At 58.4% G+C, this 17,376-nt stretch carries 11 protein-coding genes; 4 read left to right on the forward strand and 7 right to left on the reverse strand.

Features of this window, described 5'->3' with window-relative positions:
- Positions 1 to 165: NrsF family protein (locus tag AWB65_RS31930; protein WP_143281819.1), on the forward strand; the 165-nt coding region annotated here is incomplete at its 5' end.
- 590 nt (positions 166 to 755) lie between these two features.
- A complete protein-coding gene (locus AWB65_RS31940; protein ID WP_087670855.1) occupies positions 756 to 2,633 on the forward strand; it encodes a potassium transporter Kup in 1,878 nt (625 codons plus the stop codon).
- 172 nt (positions 2,634 to 2,805) lie between these two features.
- Here AWB65_RS31940 and AWB65_RS31945 read toward each other — a convergent pair whose 3' ends face one another.
- Both AWB65_RS31945 and AWB65_RS31950 read right to left on the reverse strand, forming a co-directional pair.
- Positions 2,806 to 3,024 (reverse strand): hypothetical protein, encoded by a 219-nt coding sequence (locus AWB65_RS31945; protein ID WP_125474268.1) that lies wholly within the window; start codon positions 3,022 to 3,024, stop codon positions 2,806 to 2,808.
- Between the two features lie 1,218 nt (positions 3,025 to 4,242).
- Positions 4,243 to 5,922, reverse strand: a complete 1,680-nt coding sequence (locus AWB65_RS31950; RefSeq protein ID WP_159907899.1) for a mechanosensitive ion channel family protein — start codon at positions 5,920 to 5,922, stop codon at positions 4,243 to 4,245.
- A gap of 1,550 nt (positions 5,923 to 7,472) precedes the next feature.
- On the opposite strand from AWB65_RS31950, the gene AWB65_RS31960 reads away from it, so the two are divergent.
- Together AWB65_RS31960 and AWB65_RS31965 are read left to right on the forward strand one after the other, a co-directional pair.
- On the forward strand, positions 7,473 to 8,468 hold the full coding sequence (locus AWB65_RS31960; RefSeq protein ID WP_087670858.1) for an SDR family oxidoreductase: 996 nt from the start codon (positions 7,473 to 7,475) through the stop codon (positions 8,466 to 8,468).
- 5 nt (positions 8,469 to 8,473) lie between these two features.
- Complete coding sequence (locus AWB65_RS31965; protein WP_087670859.1) at positions 8,474 to 10,252, forward strand: glycoside hydrolase family 15 protein; 1,779 nt, start codon at positions 8,474 to 8,476, stop codon at positions 10,250 to 10,252.
- 228 nt (positions 10,253 to 10,480) lie between these two features.
- Here the strand turns inward: AWB65_RS31965 and AWB65_RS31970 are convergent, their stop codons facing one another.
- From AWB65_RS31970 to AWB65_RS31990, 5 genes are read right to left on the reverse strand one after another with little or no spacing between them, the layout of a single operon-like run.
- Positions 10,481 to 12,142 (reverse strand): GMC family oxidoreductase, encoded by a 1,662-nt coding sequence (locus AWB65_RS31970; RefSeq protein WP_087670860.1) that lies wholly within the window; start codon positions 12,140 to 12,142, stop codon positions 10,481 to 10,483.
- Positions 12,132 to 12,785 carry a gluconate 2-dehydrogenase subunit 3 family protein gene (locus tag AWB65_RS31975; RefSeq protein ID WP_087670861.1) on the reverse strand — a complete coding sequence of 218 codons (654 nt, stop codon included), beginning with the start codon at positions 12,783 to 12,785 and terminating at the stop codon, positions 12,132 to 12,134. Before AWB65_RS31975 ends, AWB65_RS31970 begins: the two co-directional genes overlap by 11 nt.
- The gene (locus AWB65_RS31980; RefSeq protein WP_087670862.1) at positions 12,782 to 13,717 is read right to left on the reverse strand and encodes a hypothetical protein; all 936 of its coding nucleotides are present in this window, start codon (positions 13,715 to 13,717) and stop codon (positions 12,782 to 12,784) included. Before AWB65_RS31980 ends, AWB65_RS31975 begins: the two co-directional genes overlap by 4 nt.
- 8 nt (positions 13,718 to 13,725) lie before the next feature.
- Entirely contained in the window at positions 13,726 to 14,829 is a 1,104-nt protein-coding gene (locus AWB65_RS31985; RefSeq protein ID WP_087670864.1) for an enolase C-terminal domain-like protein, read from the reverse strand.
- Positions 14,830 to 14,843: 14 nt separating this feature from the next.
- A complete protein-coding gene (locus tag AWB65_RS31990; protein ID WP_087670863.1) occupies positions 14,844 to 16,646 on the reverse strand; it encodes a thiamine pyrophosphate-requiring protein in 1,803 nt (600 codons plus the stop codon).
- Between the last annotated feature and the right edge of the window lie 730 nt (positions 16,647 to 17,376).

Genomic DNA, 17,376 nt, shown 5'->3' on the forward strand with positions numbered 1-17,376 from the left:
ACAGGCGCAGCAGGCGGCTTGCTGGCTGGATCGACCGCGACCCTTGCCTATTGCCTTCACTGCCCAGAGATGGGCGTACCTTTCTGGGGCGTTTGGTATTTGCTTGGGATGATGATTCCCACCATTGCTGGGGCGATACTAGGCTCGCGCCTACTGCACTGGTAGCGGTGTCCGTTGAACCAAGTTCCAGCGCATACCTTCCCGCGCCTGACAAAGACCTCGATCGACCTAACTCGTATCCGAATTTCTCACGCGCGTTCGGAGCCAACCCGTTCAAACACGAAGGTCGTCGTGTTGGGAGGTATCGACGCCGTGAAAATGCTTCCCGCGTTCAAGCCAGGAGACGCAGAGCCATTTCAAGCCTGGAGCAAGGCGCTTCGCTCTCGCCGGCCCAATTGCAGACGCGTATCTAACGCCTTCCCGATGAACGAACTGCTATGCCGCATCAGTGGTCTCATAAGACCGTTGACGTCGGATCTAGGAGTCTCGCTAGCCGCCGCCGCTGCAACCAGGGCATCATAGGCATCGATCGCGTCGATTGCGGTAATCTCATAACAGTGCCCCGCTTCAATCCGTCGGTCAATTGCGCACGGGCGGTTTTTGTCAAGAGCCACGAGCGGTGGCGCCAGAGGAGATGTATCCTCATTCTCAATCAGGCTGCTGACGATGAAGCGCTGTTTCGAGGACGCGGGTTCAAGCATCAGCAACTTGCGCTGTCGCCACATGCTTAAAGACTCACACAATGAGGCATCGTCGTGACCAAAGACTTCCCCAACAGTAGCATTGCGGCTCTGACGCTGGCTGCCATCGGGATTGTCTATGGCGACATTGGAACCAGTCCGCTCTACACCATGAAAGAGGTGTTCGCGAAGCATCACGGCCTTTCACCTACCCACATCAACGTGTTGGGGGTGGTCTCGCTGATTCTGTGGGGCCTGATAATCGTGATTTCACTCAAGTACGTAACTCTTGTCCTGCGGGCGGACAATCGAGGAGAAGGCGGAATCATGGCGATGACCGCGTTGGCCCTATCTTCGGTCACTCAGAGATCTCGTTGGTACTATCCGGTGATGCTGCTTGGTATGGTTGGCGCCGGTCTGTTTTTTGGCGACGGCGTGATTACTCCGGCTATCTCAGTCTTGTCAGCCATTGAAGGGTTGGAAGTTGCCACGCCTGCTCTCAAGCCGTATGTTATCCCCATAACTTTGGCCGTTCTGGTTGTCCTGTATCTGGTGCAGCGCAGGGGTACTGCTGGCATCGGAAAATGGTTCGGCCCGATTGTTTTGGTCTGGTTCGTGACGCTGGCTGCAATGGGCGTCGTTAATATCGCCAGCAACCCGGTCGTTCTGATTGCTTTCAATCCGCTCCACGCACTCGGCTTTCTCATTCACAACGGGTGGTTCGCCTTCGTGGCGCTCGGTGCAGTCGTCCTGTCGCTCACCGGCGCCGAAGCGCTCTATGCTGATATGGGCCATTTTGGGAAGAAGACAGTTCGCCTGGCCTGGTTCTCTATCGTCGCTCCCGCGCTGGCACTCAACTACCTCGGGCAAGGCGCCTTGTTGTTATCCAATCCGGCAGCGGTTTCAAATCCCTTTTTTCTGCAACTCGGCCCTTGGAGCGTCTATCCGCTCGTCGTGCTTTCGACAATGGCGACCGTTATCGCATCGCAAGCGACAATCTCGGGCGCATTTTCAGTCACTCAGCAAGCTATTGCGCTGGGTTTCCTGCCCCGTATGCGGATTCGCCAAACATCTGAGAGTCATAAGGGGCAAATCTACATCCCGCTCGTCAACTGGCTACAACTCGCAGCTGTGGTGTTGGCCGTCGTGGGATTCGGCTCGTCATCCAATCTGGCTTCGGCCTACGGCATTGCGGCAACCGCCACGATGTTGACAACGACGTTGCTGACCTTCTTTGTCGTTCGTTTCGGCTGGAAATTTCCGCTGGCGCTGTCTGTGGCAGCGACCGGATTCTTTTTAGTGATTGACGTTGCTCTCTTCTCTTCCACGAGTCTGAAAATTATCAGCGGCGGGTGGTTCACGCTGACGATCAGTGCGCTGATGGTCATGCTTATGCTCACGTGGCGAAGGGGGCGCGAACTGGTTTTCCAAAGCCTTCAACGCCAACTCATCCCGCTCGACGACTTCCTCCGGTCGTTATTCATCAATCCACCGCTACGCGTACCTGGTACGGCAGTCTTTTTTCGTGCTGAAGGTGACGGTGTACCGCATGCGTTATTGCATAACCTACTGCATAACCAGGTGCTGCACGAGCGAACGATATTTTTGACCGTGTATTCCACCGACATCCCCAGAATACCGGATAGCGAACGCATCAAAGTAGCCCCGCTAGGACACAACTGTTATCAAGTCAACGTTTATTATGGATTCTCGGATGAGCGTGATATACCGGGCGCATTGCAGAAAGGCCGACATGCTGGACTTACCATTGACCCGATGCAAACATCGTTCTTTATCGCCCGCCAAACGATACTTGCTACGCCGAAAGCCGGCATGGCGCTATGGCGAGAGGCCTTATATGCCACGATGTCCCGCAACGCCCGTGATGCGGCGGATTACTTTAAGATTCCACCGAATCGAGTTATCGAACTGGGCGCGCAGGTAGAGATTTGATGGCATGGGGCGGCAGGCAACACCGCAGTCAGGTCCTTTAGTGATTCGACGACTTCGCTCGCGACCCTCACGGAACCACCATCGGGCATAGCGTCGAGTGCACTCACCATGAGATTGAGCGGCGCCGCTTCGAAGCGGGCTGCATCGACCGAGGAAGGCTGGCTGATGCGATTTACCTGACTTCGCTCGGAGAGGCGCGCGTGCCGGCACGCACGAGCATTGGTTCGAAGTCACGGATCAGCGCGGCTAGGTCGTGTATTTCGGCCGTTAGCGGCTGTTGTCGCGCAAAGGACAGGAATTGCTGCGCGAATGTGGTGCCGAGATCGATTGCGCTTCTCGTATCTTCGATCATCTTCATGTCGAGCGGCGTGCGCGACCGCATGGCCAACATCTGCACCGTCGTCGCGTTCGGGCGGCACAACAAGCCGAGAAGGAAAACCACGCCTGAAGCAGCATCGCTGGCCAGAGGTTTGAAACCTTGGCGCTCCCACTAAACCATCACCGGAACATCCGCATGAGACACCGATTCCGGCTCTCCGGTGGCGAAGTCTTGCCCACGCTGTGAAAAAGCCGAACTCCGCAAAACAGTAGCTTAAAAAGCATCTGACTCGGTTTGAGGAATCGCTGCGTTGAGCGCTTCGCTGCTGCTGCCTAAGGTAAAAACAGCGTCATGATCTACGGAATTATTGATCCGGGTTTCAACTATCAGTCGAACGCTAATGCCGGGCGCCTGTTTGCCATCACCCTTCCGGCTCGAGAACGGGTTTGACGTGCCCAACGATGGGCCCGGCAAGCCTATGTCGGGTTATCGAATCCCTATGTTGTGACTTTCGGCCGGCAGTATGACTCGCTCATCGACTTTGTGAGCCAGTACTCAAAGAGCAACCAGTGAAGCGGCTCCATCTCCGCGCATCCCGGCGACCCAGACAACTTCAACTACAGCTTCCGCAGCAACAACGCAGTGAAGTTCAGGAGCGCCAATTACGTAGGCTTTAGTTCGGCGAAACGGACAGTCTCGGCGGCATCGCACACGACGTGACCCGCGACCAGATCTGTCGGTTGGTGCCGGTTATACTCGCGATCCGTTCTCGGCGGGTGTCGCCTATCTCAACGCGTTAATCGCGGCTTCCTTTCCGCGCATTCGTTCAGGATATAGGTGCAGGCGCATCGTACTTCCTGTCCAAGCAAACAGATGCTGATCTGTCGGCGATCTGTCTGATAGCGTAAATGTGGTACGCGTCGGTCTGCGTCACAACTCCGACGACCGCGAGTACAGGCCCGTGTAGGCAGGATCCTTCACTGAATCAATCAGATCTGGGACGGCGCCGACCGGCGGTTTTCCATCTGCTGGTGGATCCCACATACACGTTGCAGCCGGTGTTGCCGGCTCACGGGGAGTTGCGACGGCTCGACCCCCGTTGGTCATTAAAATGCGACTGCTGAGAATCAGTTGACGACATGTCGCCGCATTCTGAACGAGCCAAGTGGCCGCTCTCATCGCGTCCTTAAACGGTCTCTGTGATCGTCTCGCCGGTGAGAGAATTGTGATGCGAAATCTCTCCTCCATATCAAAACCGTTTCCGAATGTGCCCTGCACTATGGCCGGCTTTCAACTCTCGCGTCGTGAATCGTTCGATGCGACGCCCTGCCCACCTGAGTCTGCCGGCTTCGACGACGGCGTGGAATACCAATGTTCCGGGGGCACAACGATGTTGGATGCGGGTTGCGCCATAAAATGTGGCGACATAATCTGGACGTCATATTCGTTGAAAACATCGAGTACATGCCCGTGTAATTCGCTCAAGACCACGGGGCGGAGTAGTGGGCTGTCGATCGCAGCGTAGAGCTCGTATTCAACATAGAAGTCCGACAGCGCCCGTTGCAACACGAATGCTGCCGGTTCATCCAGTATGTGCGATGTGCGCTTTGCCGCCAAGATAAGCATCGCATGGACCTGACGCCAAGGCGTATCGTAGCCAATTGTGACGGACGTCGAGAGCAGGGCGCCGTGTTGATTCGCGAGGCTCGAATAATTTCGCACGATCGAACTGACCACTAATGCGTTCGGAATGGTTACTTCCTCATGGCGCAGATTGGTCAGCTTAACAGACAGCGAGTTGACGCCGATAACAACACCGGTTGTGCCACCCACCGTGACAAGATCGCCCTTTCGAAGTGCACGGCTATAAGTCACGACTAGGCCACTCATTAACTGGTTCACGATGCCAGCAGATCCTAACGAGAGCATCAACCCCAGGAGTACGCTTAAGCCTTTGAAAACGTCGCTTTGCGAGCCCGGAAAATATGGATAGGCGAATGTAATGGCCACCGCCCACACGATAACCGCGATGACGCGACGTGTCGCGTCCGTGGTATCCGGATGTATCCCGGGGAGTGAAATCCGCCCGGATCCCGCGGCTCGGAATATGTTGTCGATCAAGCTCAACAAGGCGCGCGTGAGCATAAAGATGACCACGACGGTAATTACTCCGGGGAGTGCATCAAGTAAGCCCTGCACAAATCGCTCTGCGAGCGAGAAGAGGAAACCGCTGAGGCGTTCGCCCATTGGTTCTGTCGCAGGAAATTGCTCGAGGACAAAAATCAGATAGATATAGATGAATCCAAGTGCAAAGAACAGCAACAGCAGTTGCACGATCTGACGACCCAATTGGAACGCCGAGCCTGTCCAATCGAAGTTTCTCGATGTGCGCTGAAGCACGTGACGTTCAATCGCATCCTGAACCCTGGCGTGCAGTCGTGCTCGCATGCGGCCGATTGCCCAGAGCAGAGCTACCAGAACGGCCGTAGCCAAAAGGGAGAGCAGAGCGCCCCTGAGGATATTCGGCCAATGAAGCTGTGCCGCTCGTGCGCGTAACGCGGACTGGAGCCGCGCCTGTACCTGCCCGACAGTCGCGTCGAAGGTCCGCTCATCGCCCGGATCGACATCGCCTTCGAGGAAAACAAACAGAGTGCGGTTGCCAAGCCGGAAACCCACGCCTGTCTGATTGTCCAGCGTACCGTGAACCACAACAATAGGCACGCCGAGATCCTGCTCGGCAAGCGACTTCAGAGCGGCGTTCGCGCGGCTGACCCGCAGCTCAGGTGACGCACCTCCGAAAGGCACACGGAACGTTGCGATTGGCCGGTCCATGAAGCGCAATTCAGCCGCGGGCGCCTCAGCCGATTCAGAGATCGATGAGGCTGGTCGTGCAGAAACTTCGCAAACAAAGAAGGCGAATACAACGAGCAACGCGATGGTGGCTACAGATCTGAACGCACGCTGAAGCATTGACCGATCCTCACAGCTAGGTTGTGCCGTTTTCCCATACCGCCGCCGCGTCGCCTTGCCCGCCATCTCAGACCTCATTTCGTAGCGATCGTGTCCATGATGAAGCCGTTCATCAAGCAGCAGCCCCAGATTTTTCCCTCGAAAGTCGTTGCATCTGAAATGGTATCCGAAGCCGCGCTCTGAGACTTCGACACAGTCTCCCACTTTCAGTAGTGGGTAGGCGCACGATTATATGTTCGACTACCAACCAGCAAGTGATGGAAGCGTTAGCGAGGCCGGAGCGTCGGCGGCGATGGTGTCTCGGCAAGAAGTTTGAGCATCTCATCGATCAGCCAATTCAACCCCGTTGGCGGTTGAACCGACTTGACTCACATGGGATGGAACGCCAAGCTCGACTGGCGCACTCCGCCTTGGTCGGTCTCCCAAGTCCGCCAGCGGGAGACGTTGGTCCATGAATCATCACCGGCGCAAGCCACGGCCCGTTTTGGTGGCTTTCTCGGCCTCTTCAGCAGAACCTCTCCCGGATCTACCCAATGTCGCGCATGGCCTCGAGCGTCGCGGCGCTGAGCGAAGCGGTTCGCGTATATCGCGACGTGTTTGCTTTTCATGAGATGCTTGATGTCCAACCGTGGCCGAAGAGATGGACGCTCAACCTTTGTAGGATGTGATGCGCAGTATGGCTTGCATTTCATTTTCCGGTGATCACCTGACGGTGACATGAGCGAGCATTCTTCGCGGTTCCTGTTCTATATCGCGGTCAACAGGTTTTTCATCGGGAGCATATTCAACATCGCGCCGACACTGCCGCGATGGGAATTGCCACTCAACTTTGCTGGCGGATCGATCCCGCTGTTCCGTGCGCTGCTTCGCATCTCGTTGATCAAGACTCTGATGGCTTGGCACGTATGCGCGTCCGCACAGGGGCTGTGGCTATGCTTACTCTTGTTCGCGTACGTCCGCATCGCTGTCGTGGCCGTAATGCCGCGGGGACGACCCCTGTTGCAAGGTTTCTAGCACGCCCCAAGCGTCCAATAGGCACTGTGCATAAGGACACAGTGATGCCGTGCGGCTCTCTGCAACGGCGTGAGCTTTTTCGTTCGGCCGAAACCGACCCTACGCTTAATCTCCCTCGAAACGGCCTTGACGCATGTTGTGTGCTTGTGAGTCGCGCCGATTTGACGCCCATCGCCAACACGCGACAAGCGCGGGCGGAGCCAATCCGTACGATGACCGACAATGCAGTCGATCCGTTGACACGAGGTTGAATGGGTTCTACCCGCAATCCGTGCGACGCTGCTCGCGTTATCGAACTGATAAAGGTCGGCGATTCGATTGCAACCCTTGGATCATCGCGACCCGTGACGAGTAGACGCCACGGGCGGTGCGGGTTGGGACGCTTGTCCTCCGCGCGTTATGGCAACGCGATGCACAGGCGGCAGCGTGGCCAACGAAAGCGGCTGACTCAAAGCCCCCTTTGGCACGCATACTGCTTACAGGTATGTTCACAGTCATCCGCGCCACGATCGGTGTGGTTTTGAAGGGGTCAAGAAATGGCAAAGATTGTGGTCATCACGGGTGCCGGTGCCGGCGTGGGCCGGGCATCCGTTGAAGAATTCGCCCGACGAGGCTACGACATCGCGCTTCTGTCACGCGACCCGCAGAGGCTCGAACGAGCGGCCGCCGACATTCGTGCGAAATACGGGGTGCGCGCGCTGCCGATTCCGACCGACGTCGCTGATGCACAAGCGGTCGAGGCAGCAGCGGCTCGTACGGAAAAGGAACTCGGCCCCATCGACGTATGGGTGAACGTTGCTATGGCCACCGTGTTTGCACCGGTATCAACCCTCACGCCGCGGGAGTTCGAGCGGGGCACCCAGGTCACCTATCTTGGCCAAGTACACGGGACAATGGCTGCGCTTGCACGCATGCGCACCCGTAATTGTGGCACGATCGTCAACGTCGGCTCGGCACTCGGATATCGATCGGTGCCGCTCCAGTCAATCTATTGCGGCGCCAAGTTCGCCGTGCGCGGCTTCACTGATTCTCTTCGATCTGAGATTATTCACGACCATCTCAGGGTTCACCTGACCATGGTAGACCTGCCTGCCGTCAATACCCCGCAGTTCGATTGGGCCAAGAACAAGATGGGTCGCCGGGCAAAACCGGTCGCACCGATCTTTCAGCCGGAAGTCGCCGCACGCGCCATCTTCTTTGCCGCGACTCATCGCCGACGGGAGGTGTGGGTCGGCTTTCCCACGGTCAAGGCAATCCTCGCGAATCGGGTTGCGCCTGCCCTCATCGACCGCTATCTGGCAAGCGCAGGCTATTGCGGCCAATTAACCGATGAACCGCTGCCAGAGAACGCACCAGACAATCTGTATCACCCCGTCTCCGGTGACTACGGCGCACACGGCCGATTTGACGATCAAGCCAGCCCGCGTAGTTGGGAAATGTTCACCGACCGGTATCGAAACGCGTTTTGGGCCCTAGCCGGGCTTGGCGTGGTCGGATGCTTGAGTCTGTTTGCCCGAGGGCGACGGAGCTAGCCCTCATGAGCCAACCGATCGAGAACTACACTCTTCTCTCCGACGGCGAATCAGCCGCCCTGCTCTGCCGCGACGGTTCGATCGACTGGCTGTGCTGGCCTCGCTTTGATGACGATGCATGTTTTTCCGCGCTGCTCGGAACGCCTGAGAACGGACATTGGGCGCTCCACCCGATCGATACGATCCTCCGCCAAGACCGCCGCTACCAGGACAATACGCTGGTCATGGAAACAGACTTCGAAGTGAGCGGCGGCGCCGTGCGTATCATTGATTTCATGCCCGTTGGTGTGGAGTCGCAGTCGGTGATCCGAATTGTCGAAGGTCTGCGCGGTGCTGTGCGGATGCGGTCTCAGTTGCGCCTGCGTTTCGACTACGGCGCACTGCCACCTTGGACTACGTCGGTTGATGGCACGATGGAAGCAAGAGTCGGCCCTGACCTCGTGATGCTGCGTGCCGATTGCAAGCTCAACGTAACGGATAAATCAACTGACGCGACGTTCGAGGTCACAACGGGCGAGCGGGTGACATTTGTAATGAGCTATGGCCGCTCGCATCTGCCGCCGCCCGCTCCCGTGGACGCTGAGGCAGAGCTTAGTGCGACCCAACAATATTGGAACGAATGGATCAGCACATTCGACAACTCGAAGACGATGTGGCCCGCTCAAGTCAAGCGCTCGCTCCTGACATTGAAGGCGCTAATCTATCGCCCGAGCGGCGCGATTGTTGCGGCGCCCACCACGTCATTGCCAGAAGCGCCCGGAGGGCGCCTCAACTGGGACTATCGATATTGTTGGCTGCGAGACGCCAGTTTTGCGCTTGTCGCATTGCTAAACGCTGGCTTTCATGAGGAGGCAAACGAGTGGCGGAAATGGCTGTTAGGCGCTATCGCAGGGTCACCTGAAAACATTCGTATCATGTACCGAGTGGACGGTGGGCGCCACATGCAGGAAAGGACACTCGACTCGCTGCAAGGCTATCAGTATGCAAGGCCTGTGCGTGTCGGCAACGCGGCTGGAACGCAACATCAGGTTGACGTACTGGGTGAGATCGTGGATTGCCTTGATGTCGCCCGTCGAGCGGGCCTCCCAGCGACCGAACAAGATTGCATCGTGGAGCAGCGCATCCTAGAGCATTTAGAGAAGGTCTGGAACACGCCGGGGTCGGGAATCTGGGAATCGCGCTCCGAACCTCGTCACTACACCTATTCCAGAGTGATGGCCTGGGTAGCGGTGGATAGATTCCTTTCACATCGAGCTCGCACGGACGTCAGAGCTTCACCGATCATGGAACGCCTCACTGCACTGCGCCAGACAATCCGCGATGAAATCTGTCATGAGGGGTGGAATGAGGCGCTCGGCTCTTTCACACAATATTATGGCGGCCATGAACTCGATGCCAGTATGCTGCTCCTGCCGCTCGTCGGCTTTCTCCCCGTTGATGATCCTCGAATGGCTTCGACAATCGACACAGTTCAGCGCGAATTGTCGGACGGCGGATTGATCCGACGGGAGAAGGCGCTCGCGCAGGGTCCAAACGAAGGTGCATTTCTCGCGTGTTCCTGCTGGATGGCCGACTGCTTGCAAATGCAAGGACGCAGTGGCGAAGCACGGGCGCAATTCGAGCGGGTGCTCGCAGTCTCCAACGATCTCGGTCTTTTGTCCGAACAGTACAACGTTCCAGGCAAACACCTGGCCGGTAACTTCCCGCAGGCGCTGACTCACCTCGCGATAATTAATACCGCTTTGAATTTGTGTGGACCTACTCTACAAAGGGGCGGTGGTTGACAGTGCTAGGAGCGACTATCGCCCTCTTCATCCTGCAATCGGAACGAATCCTTGATCCAGATCCTTCAAGCAGGACCATATTCTGACCGCTGGCGGCATAGCCGATAGCGGTGATCTTAAACCCGCGCTAATGGAGCTCTACGAACTCATCCAAACGTGCCTCGAATAGGCGTGGTGAGTGTGCGATACCTTTTGCGACTCATTTCTAAGCATGCGCGTTGTGACGTTCTACATTTTCTTGCGGGCGTCCAGTTCGCCACGCGCCGCAAGCGCTACGATGCGATCGGCAGTACGACAGGCGATCGCCTGAATCGTTAAAGACGGGTTGACGCCACCGACGGTCGGAAAAACCGACCCGTCGCAGATCCACAGGTTGGGAATGTCCCAACTTCGACAATCGGCATCCACGACGCTCGAACGTGGATCGTCTCCCATACGCGCGGTGCCGTTCAGGTGACAGGTATCATCAGTTTCGTTCCAGATCTCGCTTGCACCTGCCGCGCGCAGTGCCCGTCCCATGAAGTCAAGCGAATGCCTTATCAGGCTGCGGTCGTTGTCGCAAAGCGAATACGTGACGCGTGCGACAGGCAGCCCGTACTGATCTTTCTCATCGGCAAGTGTCACACGGTTGCGCTCTTGCGGCAGCGTCTCCCCGACGATCTTCAATCCGGCCTGATGGTTGTACTTCTGCATCTCGCGCATGAGCGCTTCGCCCCATAGCCCCCTTCCGTTTTGCGCCGCGACCCAAGCGTTAGGCAACGGTCCCTGGCTCATGTAACAGTAACCGCCGAAGAAGTCTTTGCCCTTGTCGGTGTAGTTCCAGTGCTCAGTGAGTGCAAGGGAGGGCGGTCCCTTGTACCAGCGGATTTCTTCTTTCATTACGCCCCAACTGGCCTGGTTCGACTGCACCATCAGATTCCTGCCGACGAGGCCCGAACTGTTCGCGAGCCCCTCTGGAAAGCGACCATTGGCCGACATTAGCAAAAGTCGAGGCGTCTCGATTGCGTAACCCGCGACGACAATGTTTCGGGCACGCTGAAACTGCCAGCGCCCTTCCCGAAAATATTCGACGCCGGTCGCGAGGCCCTGTTCGTTGGCGTCGATGCGGCCCACCATCGCCAGATCTCGTATTTCAGCGCCAGCCGCGACTGCGCGAGGTATCCATGTGACAAGCGCGCTCTGCTTCGCGTTTGTCGCGCATCCCGACACACAGAAGCCTCGATAGACACATGGATGCGCCTCGCCGCGCGGTGCGGACAAGGTGGCGAGCGGCGTGGGTGACCACGGAATACCAAGCGTCTCGGCGCCACGTGCAAGCACGAGTGCGGCCGCATTCAACTCATGCGCGCGATACGGGTAGCGGGGGCGCTTTGGTCCCCAAGGATAGTTCACTGGGCCAGATATTTTGAGCGCATCTTCAACTTCTGCGTAGTATCGCCACATCTCGCGCCAGTCGAGGGGCCAGTCTGCACCGTATCCAAGAAGGCTGCGGGACTTGAACCACTCTGGACGAAAGCGCAATGACACCATCGCAAAGTGGACAGTACTTCCACCCACCGCTTTGCCGCTGTTATTGTTGCCAAGCTTCAGCGGGTTCTCGCCGTCGCAGATGCGTTCGTCGGTCCAGTAGAGCTTGTGCTGGTGCGTCTCGTCGGAAGCAAATTCTTCAAGCGGCCGCCACCACGCGCCCGCATCGAACGCGACCACGCTGAAGCCTTTTTCAGCGAGACGGCACGCGAGCGTCCCGCCGCCCGCGCCTGTGCCGACGATCGCAAAATCGACGGCTTCGTCCTGCGGGTACTCCCTCATTGGCGTCCAGGCACCCACGCGAAAGACGTTTGGTGCGCGTCCGTTCTTGCCCCGCGGCCGATGCTGAGCCTCATCGAGCATGTTGATTTTCTGCACGCGCCGTCTCCTCGTGGCCTGGGCTCGCTTCAGCGGCTTCCCACGGATCGCGCCGGTCGAAGTACATTCGAACGTAGCCTCGCGGGTTCGCGGGACCACCAAACCCGATTTGGCTCCACGCGTGAGGATGTGAATAATACGCCCCGCAAATGTCGTGCAATATGCGTTCGGTGAAAAAGAGGTCCGACGGCATTCCCTCCCAGAGCTCACCTCGTAACTCGCCCGCTTGCATCGACCGCAATAATGCAGCCTGCGACTCCTCCCCAACGCTCGCGAAAGGTAAGTCGAACCGAGCCCGGCTTTCGACGTCCAGCGCCGCCAACCCCTTTTGCCACGCTTCGCGCACCGGGAGAAGTCGAGCATCGCGATAGCCGTCGCCATGATTCGCCTTAAGTTTCGCATCCACTAACGCGGCGACCGGAATCTGCGGTGTGTCGTTACGCTGGGGCACAATGCAGGCACACAGCGCCTCAAGCGCGCGCCATTCGACGGCGTCAAAAAACGCGTGGTCGGACGCCGTTGCAAGACGCTCCTCAATGACGGCACGCGTCGCGTCGTCCCACGAAACGGTGTCACGTTTGTTCAGTACGTCGTAGCCGGGAAAGCGAGTTTTAGGCGGTAAGATCATTTCTCGGTTCCCCTCAGTCGCAAAGCCGCCAAGCCGGCGAGCGCAAGAGCCGTGAAACTGGGCGGCGCTGGCAGTGGCGGTCCGTTAAGAACGTTTTGGCTCCAGTTGCGCCAGCCGCCCTGGTTGCGCGCGACACCGCGCGCATGAAACCCCATGCCGATGAAGCCAAGCGCGGCAGTGATTCTAAGCCACGCGCGCGTGATCCAGCGCTCGCGAGGAGCGGCAAGCGCGGCATGCGTAAGCAGCACACAGGCGAGCGGCCCCGCCGTTACAGGCGCATACATCGCAGGGTTCTGATACGAGCCCCGAAAATGCAACAGCGCCACTTCTCCGACGGTTCCCGCGAGCCCGAAGGCAGCCACCAAGCCGAGTGCTCGGCCGGCCTGCATGCCGAAAAGTTGGGGCTCGACAGCGGGCTCGTCGCGCAAACGCTCGGCGACCGCGCCAAGCGCACCCGAGAGCAACAATGCCACCGGTGCACCGATCGGTGCGGCATAGAATAGATTGTGCCAACTTACGCCGCCGGGGCGCTTCGTGATGTTATAAATATGGAACCCGGTGCCGGCAAGTCCGGCCGATGCAGCCGCGAGATAAATGGCGTGCCGCACGCGATGGGTTTTAGCAACGTTATCGGTGCCGCCGTGCACTCCCGCTGCGAGCGACAGGACCGAGGTGATGAGCGGCGTGTACATCGCCTTGTTTGAGAACGAGCCACGATAGTGTTCGATGGAGCTATCCGCGAGGACAGACAACGCGAGCAGCGCGGAACTGCGGTTGAACGAGCGGGCGGCATCGAGATGCACAGCCGTCTCCCCACCAGACGAGGAGCCGGCGCCGGTCCCTCTGCGCGCGAACGCGTTAAGTAACGTCGCGCCCACCACAACGCCAATGGCGATGCCGGTCCACTGTGATGTCGTGCTCGTCACCCTCATGATGCTCCCTAGACGGCATAAACCTGAGCGTCCGCACGCCTCAATTCCAGCCCGCATCCGGATCTCGAGAGGTCCGGAGTTATTGCACCACCGTCTGCCCGCGGCGCGCCATCGAACAGCATCGCTTCAATGCGAACGTGGTCGTAGAACCACTCCTGGTGAACGAGTTGTGGCGCGGCGCACGCCACATGAAGATGCAGCGCCGGTGCGCAATGTGCGGAGAGCGGAACGTGATACGCCTCGCAGAGGGCCGCTACATTGAGAAAACCGGTGATGCCGCCGCAGCGGCTTGCATCGGCCTGGAGTACATCCACCGCCCTTGCGTCGAGCATGCGACGAAAATAGTCCAGCGTAAAGCCGTATTCGCCCGCTGCAATCTGCATGGGCGCTCGAACGGCACTACGCACCGCGTTCAGTCCGCACAGGTCATCGGACGATACAGGTTCCTCGAACCACAGCACACCAAAATCCTTGAATACGTTGGCGTAATGTGAAGCTTCCTTTTCCGTGAAAGCACCGTTCGCGTCGACGAAGAGCCCTGCTTCTCCGATCGCCTCGCGCGCCGCGTGCACGCGCTTCGGATCGCGCTCGGGTGCGCTGCCGATCTTGATCTTGACCCAGCGACAACCATCGTCGACGACCCATCCTGACAACTGCTGTTTCAGGCGTGCGTTTGTGTAAGTGGTGAAGCCGCCACTGCCATAGATGGGCACGCTCTCCCGCATCGCACCGAGAAGCCGCGCGAGAGGCACGTCAAGCAATTTCGCTTTCACGTCCCATAGGGCGCAGTCGAGCGCAGAAATGGCGGTCGCAGCGACGCCCGCTCGTCCGATATTGCGCACGCGCTTCTGCATTGCAAGGCACGCAGCGCGCACGTCGAACGCATCGCAACCCTCCACTGCTTCGGCCAGAGCTTCGCGAATTAACAACGCCGCGCACGCGTCGGTGTAGGTGTAGCCGATGCCCGTTTCTCCCCCGGCGTCCACTTCGGCAACGACGAGTGTCGTCGATTCCCACGCGAAAGTGCCGTCGGCCTCGGGCGCATCGGTGGGGATCGTGTAGGCCTGCGCGCGGACGGAGCTGATCACAGTGTCGGGAATCGGTGCATTCATGGTCGCCATCTCGGCTACTTCTTTTCGTCCTTATGCCCGGGCAGCACGGCGCTTAGAACCTGTTTCGCGGTATCGAGCAACACATTGCCCTGGTCCGGATCGCCCTTCATTAGGGTGGTCGCGAACGCCTTCGCCTGCGCCATCGTGATATGTGGCGGCAACGGCGGTACATTCGGGTCGGCCTTCACCTCGATCACGACTGGACGATCCGCGGCGAACGCTTCGTCCCATGCCGCGCCCATGTGATCGGCATCGTCGACATAGATGCCCTTCAAGCCAATCAGCTCGGCGAACTTGTGATACGGCACGGAAGGTATGTCCTGCGAAGCCTCGAACTTTGGGTCGCCCTCCATCACGCGCTGCTCCCACGTAACCTGGTTCAAGTCCTGGTTGTTCAGCACCATGCAGATCCAGCGCGGCTTCAACCACCGCTTCCAATACTTCGATACGGTGATCAGCTCCGCCATGTTGTTCATTTGCATTGCGCCGTCGCCAACGAGTGCGATCACCGCTCGCCCCGGATATGCGAACTTCGCGGCGATCGCATACGGCACCGCTGCGCCCATTGAGGCCAGTCCACCCGATAGCGAGCACATCATGCCGCGCTGCACCTTCAGGTCGCGGGCGTACCAGTTGGCGCAAGACCCGGAGTCGCTCGTGACGAGCGCATCACTCGGGATGCGTGGCGACAACTCCCACACGCTGCGTTGCGGATTGACGCCACCCTTGGCCGGTTCGAGCGCCCGCTTTTCCAGCGTCTTCCACCACTCAGCGGTCCAGCCTTCTATCTTCTCGCGCCATGCGCGGTCCGTCTTTTCGGCAAGCATGGGCAGCAAAGCGCGCAACGTCTCGGCGCTGTCGCCCACAAGGTTCACTTCCATCGGATACCGCAGGCTCAGCATGTCCGCCTTGACATCAATTTGGACGCCTCGTGCATGTCCTTCCTTCGGCAGAAATTCCGAGTAAGGAAATCCCGAACCGATCATCAAGAGGGTGTCGCATTCCATCATCATGTCGTAGCTGGGCTTCGTGCCGAGCAGCCCAATCGACCCTGTCACCCAGCTTAAGTCGTCGGGCAGTGCAGCCTTGCCAAGCAGCGCCTTCGCGACACCTGCAGCGAGCTTCTCTGCGACCGAAATGACTTCCTCGGTCGCATTCAGCGCGCCGGCGCCGACCAGGATCGCCACCTTCTTGCCCTCATTCAGGACCTCGGCAGCACGCCGCAGATCAGTGTCGTAAGGCACGAGTTTCGGTGCGCTAAACCCGACCCCGGAATGCAGCGTGCCGTGCTTACGCGCGGGCGGCTCGTACTCCAAATCCTGCAGGTCGTTCGGGAGGATGATAGCCGTGACCTTGCGCTGCGACAACGCGGTTCGCACGGCTCGATCGATAAGATGGCGTACCTGTGACGGTACGCTCGCCTGCTGTACAAATGCGCCGGCGACGTCCTTGAACATCGACACCAGATCGAGTTCCTGCTGATAGTGACCACCGAGGGCGGCCCGCGCTTGCTGCCCTGTAATCGCGAGCACCGGCATATGGTCCATGTGGGCGTCATAAAGGCCTGTGATTAGATGCGAAGCGCCAGGGCCGGACGTCGCAATACACACACCCAACTCACCCGTGAACTTTGCATGCGCCGATGCCATGAATGCTGCCATCTCCTCGTGGCGGACCTGAACGAAATCTATCTTGCCCTTCGCGCGGCTGAGGGCTCCGAACACTCCGTTGATTCCATCGCCTGGATACCCAAAGATGCGACGCACGCCCCAAGCGTGAAGACGCTCGATAAGAAAGTCCCCAACTGTCGCGCTCATTGCTTACTCCTTCGAAAGGAACACCGCGGCACCGTTCAAAGGTTCGCGCTATGTCTCTATACACGCAGCGCAAGGTTCGTGCCGCAATTGAGGCTGACAATGGCTGATCGAGTGGCCAAGCTCGACCGACGAGACGTTCGCGCATGCAGGTAACTTCTATCACACAGTGACACAAATTACACGGTGCTGCGGGGCAATCCAAAGGAAGACTTACAGCAACATTTCTGATTACACGGGAGTACAGAGATAGGCGGCATGTGTCTTGGATGAGCTCCACGCCCACCCCGGTCTTCAACATCACTGAACCGCGAGGAACTCGCCGCATGAAGAGGTGCCCGGTGTGCGATGCGATGAAAACAATCCGATCGGGGCGCGACGGTGTATTAGGTACATCGCCCCGTCGAGGGCAAAATGGATAAAAGGGGCTCGACGCGTGCGCCGAGCCCGAAGAACGGATGGTCGTCCTAGTCGCGTGGAGCGAGGGCTTGCCTTGCCGTTCGACTATTGGCGCGTGGACCATCCAAGGTCGGCGACGAGATATGCCGGCCGCGAGAGGCGGCCGTCATGCTGACCAAACCTCTCAAGAAGCAGCCTATCGATTCCTTCTTAACCCAATCTTAAGATATCCCAACAAACGGATAGCCGTTCAGGCGCCCCCCGCGTCAGAATACTTGTCGCTCCAATAGAATCAATGAACCGGGGGCGATGATGAGAAAACGAATTGGCAAAA

Origin of the sequence: Caballeronia humi, assembly GCF_001544475.1 — a bacterium.
Taxonomy (GTDB): domain Bacteria; phylum Pseudomonadota; class Gammaproteobacteria; order Burkholderiales; family Burkholderiaceae; genus Caballeronia; species Caballeronia humi.

Excerpts from the sequence above, each read along its gene's own strand:
- AWB65_RS31950 (WP_159907899.1), bottom strand. The coding sequence starts at position 5,922 with ATGCTTCAGCGTGCGTTCAGATCTGTAGCCACCATCGCGTTGCTCGTT.
- AWB65_RS31985 (WP_087670864.1), bottom strand. The coding sequence starts at position 14,829 with ATGAATGCACCGATTCCCGACACTGTGATCAGCTCCGTCCGCGCGCAG.
- AWB65_RS31960 (WP_087670858.1), top strand. The coding sequence starts at position 7,473 with ATGGCAAAGATTGTGGTCATCACGGGTGCCGGTGCCGGCGTGGGCCGG.
- AWB65_RS31980 (WP_087670862.1), bottom strand. The coding sequence starts at position 13,717 with ATGAGGGTGACGAGCACGACATCACAGTGGACCGGCATCGCCATTGGC.
- AWB65_RS31975 (WP_087670861.1), bottom strand. The coding sequence starts at position 12,785 with ATGATCTTACCGCCTAAAACTCGCTTTCCCGGCTACGACGTACTGAAC.
- AWB65_RS31965 (WP_087670859.1), top strand. The coding sequence starts at position 8,474 with ATGAGCCAACCGATCGAGAACTACACTCTTCTCTCCGACGGCGAATCA.
- AWB65_RS31970 (WP_087670860.1), bottom strand. The coding sequence starts at position 12,142 with ATGCTCGATGAGGCTCAGCATCGGCCGCGGGGCAAGAACGGACGCGCA.
- AWB65_RS31990 (WP_087670863.1), bottom strand. The coding sequence starts at position 16,646 with ATGAGCGCGACAGTTGGGGACTTTCTTATCGAGCGTCTTCACGCTTGG.
- AWB65_RS31945 (WP_125474268.1), bottom strand. The coding sequence starts at position 3,024 with ATGTTGGCCATGCGGTCGCGCACGCCGCTCGACATGAAGATGATCGAA.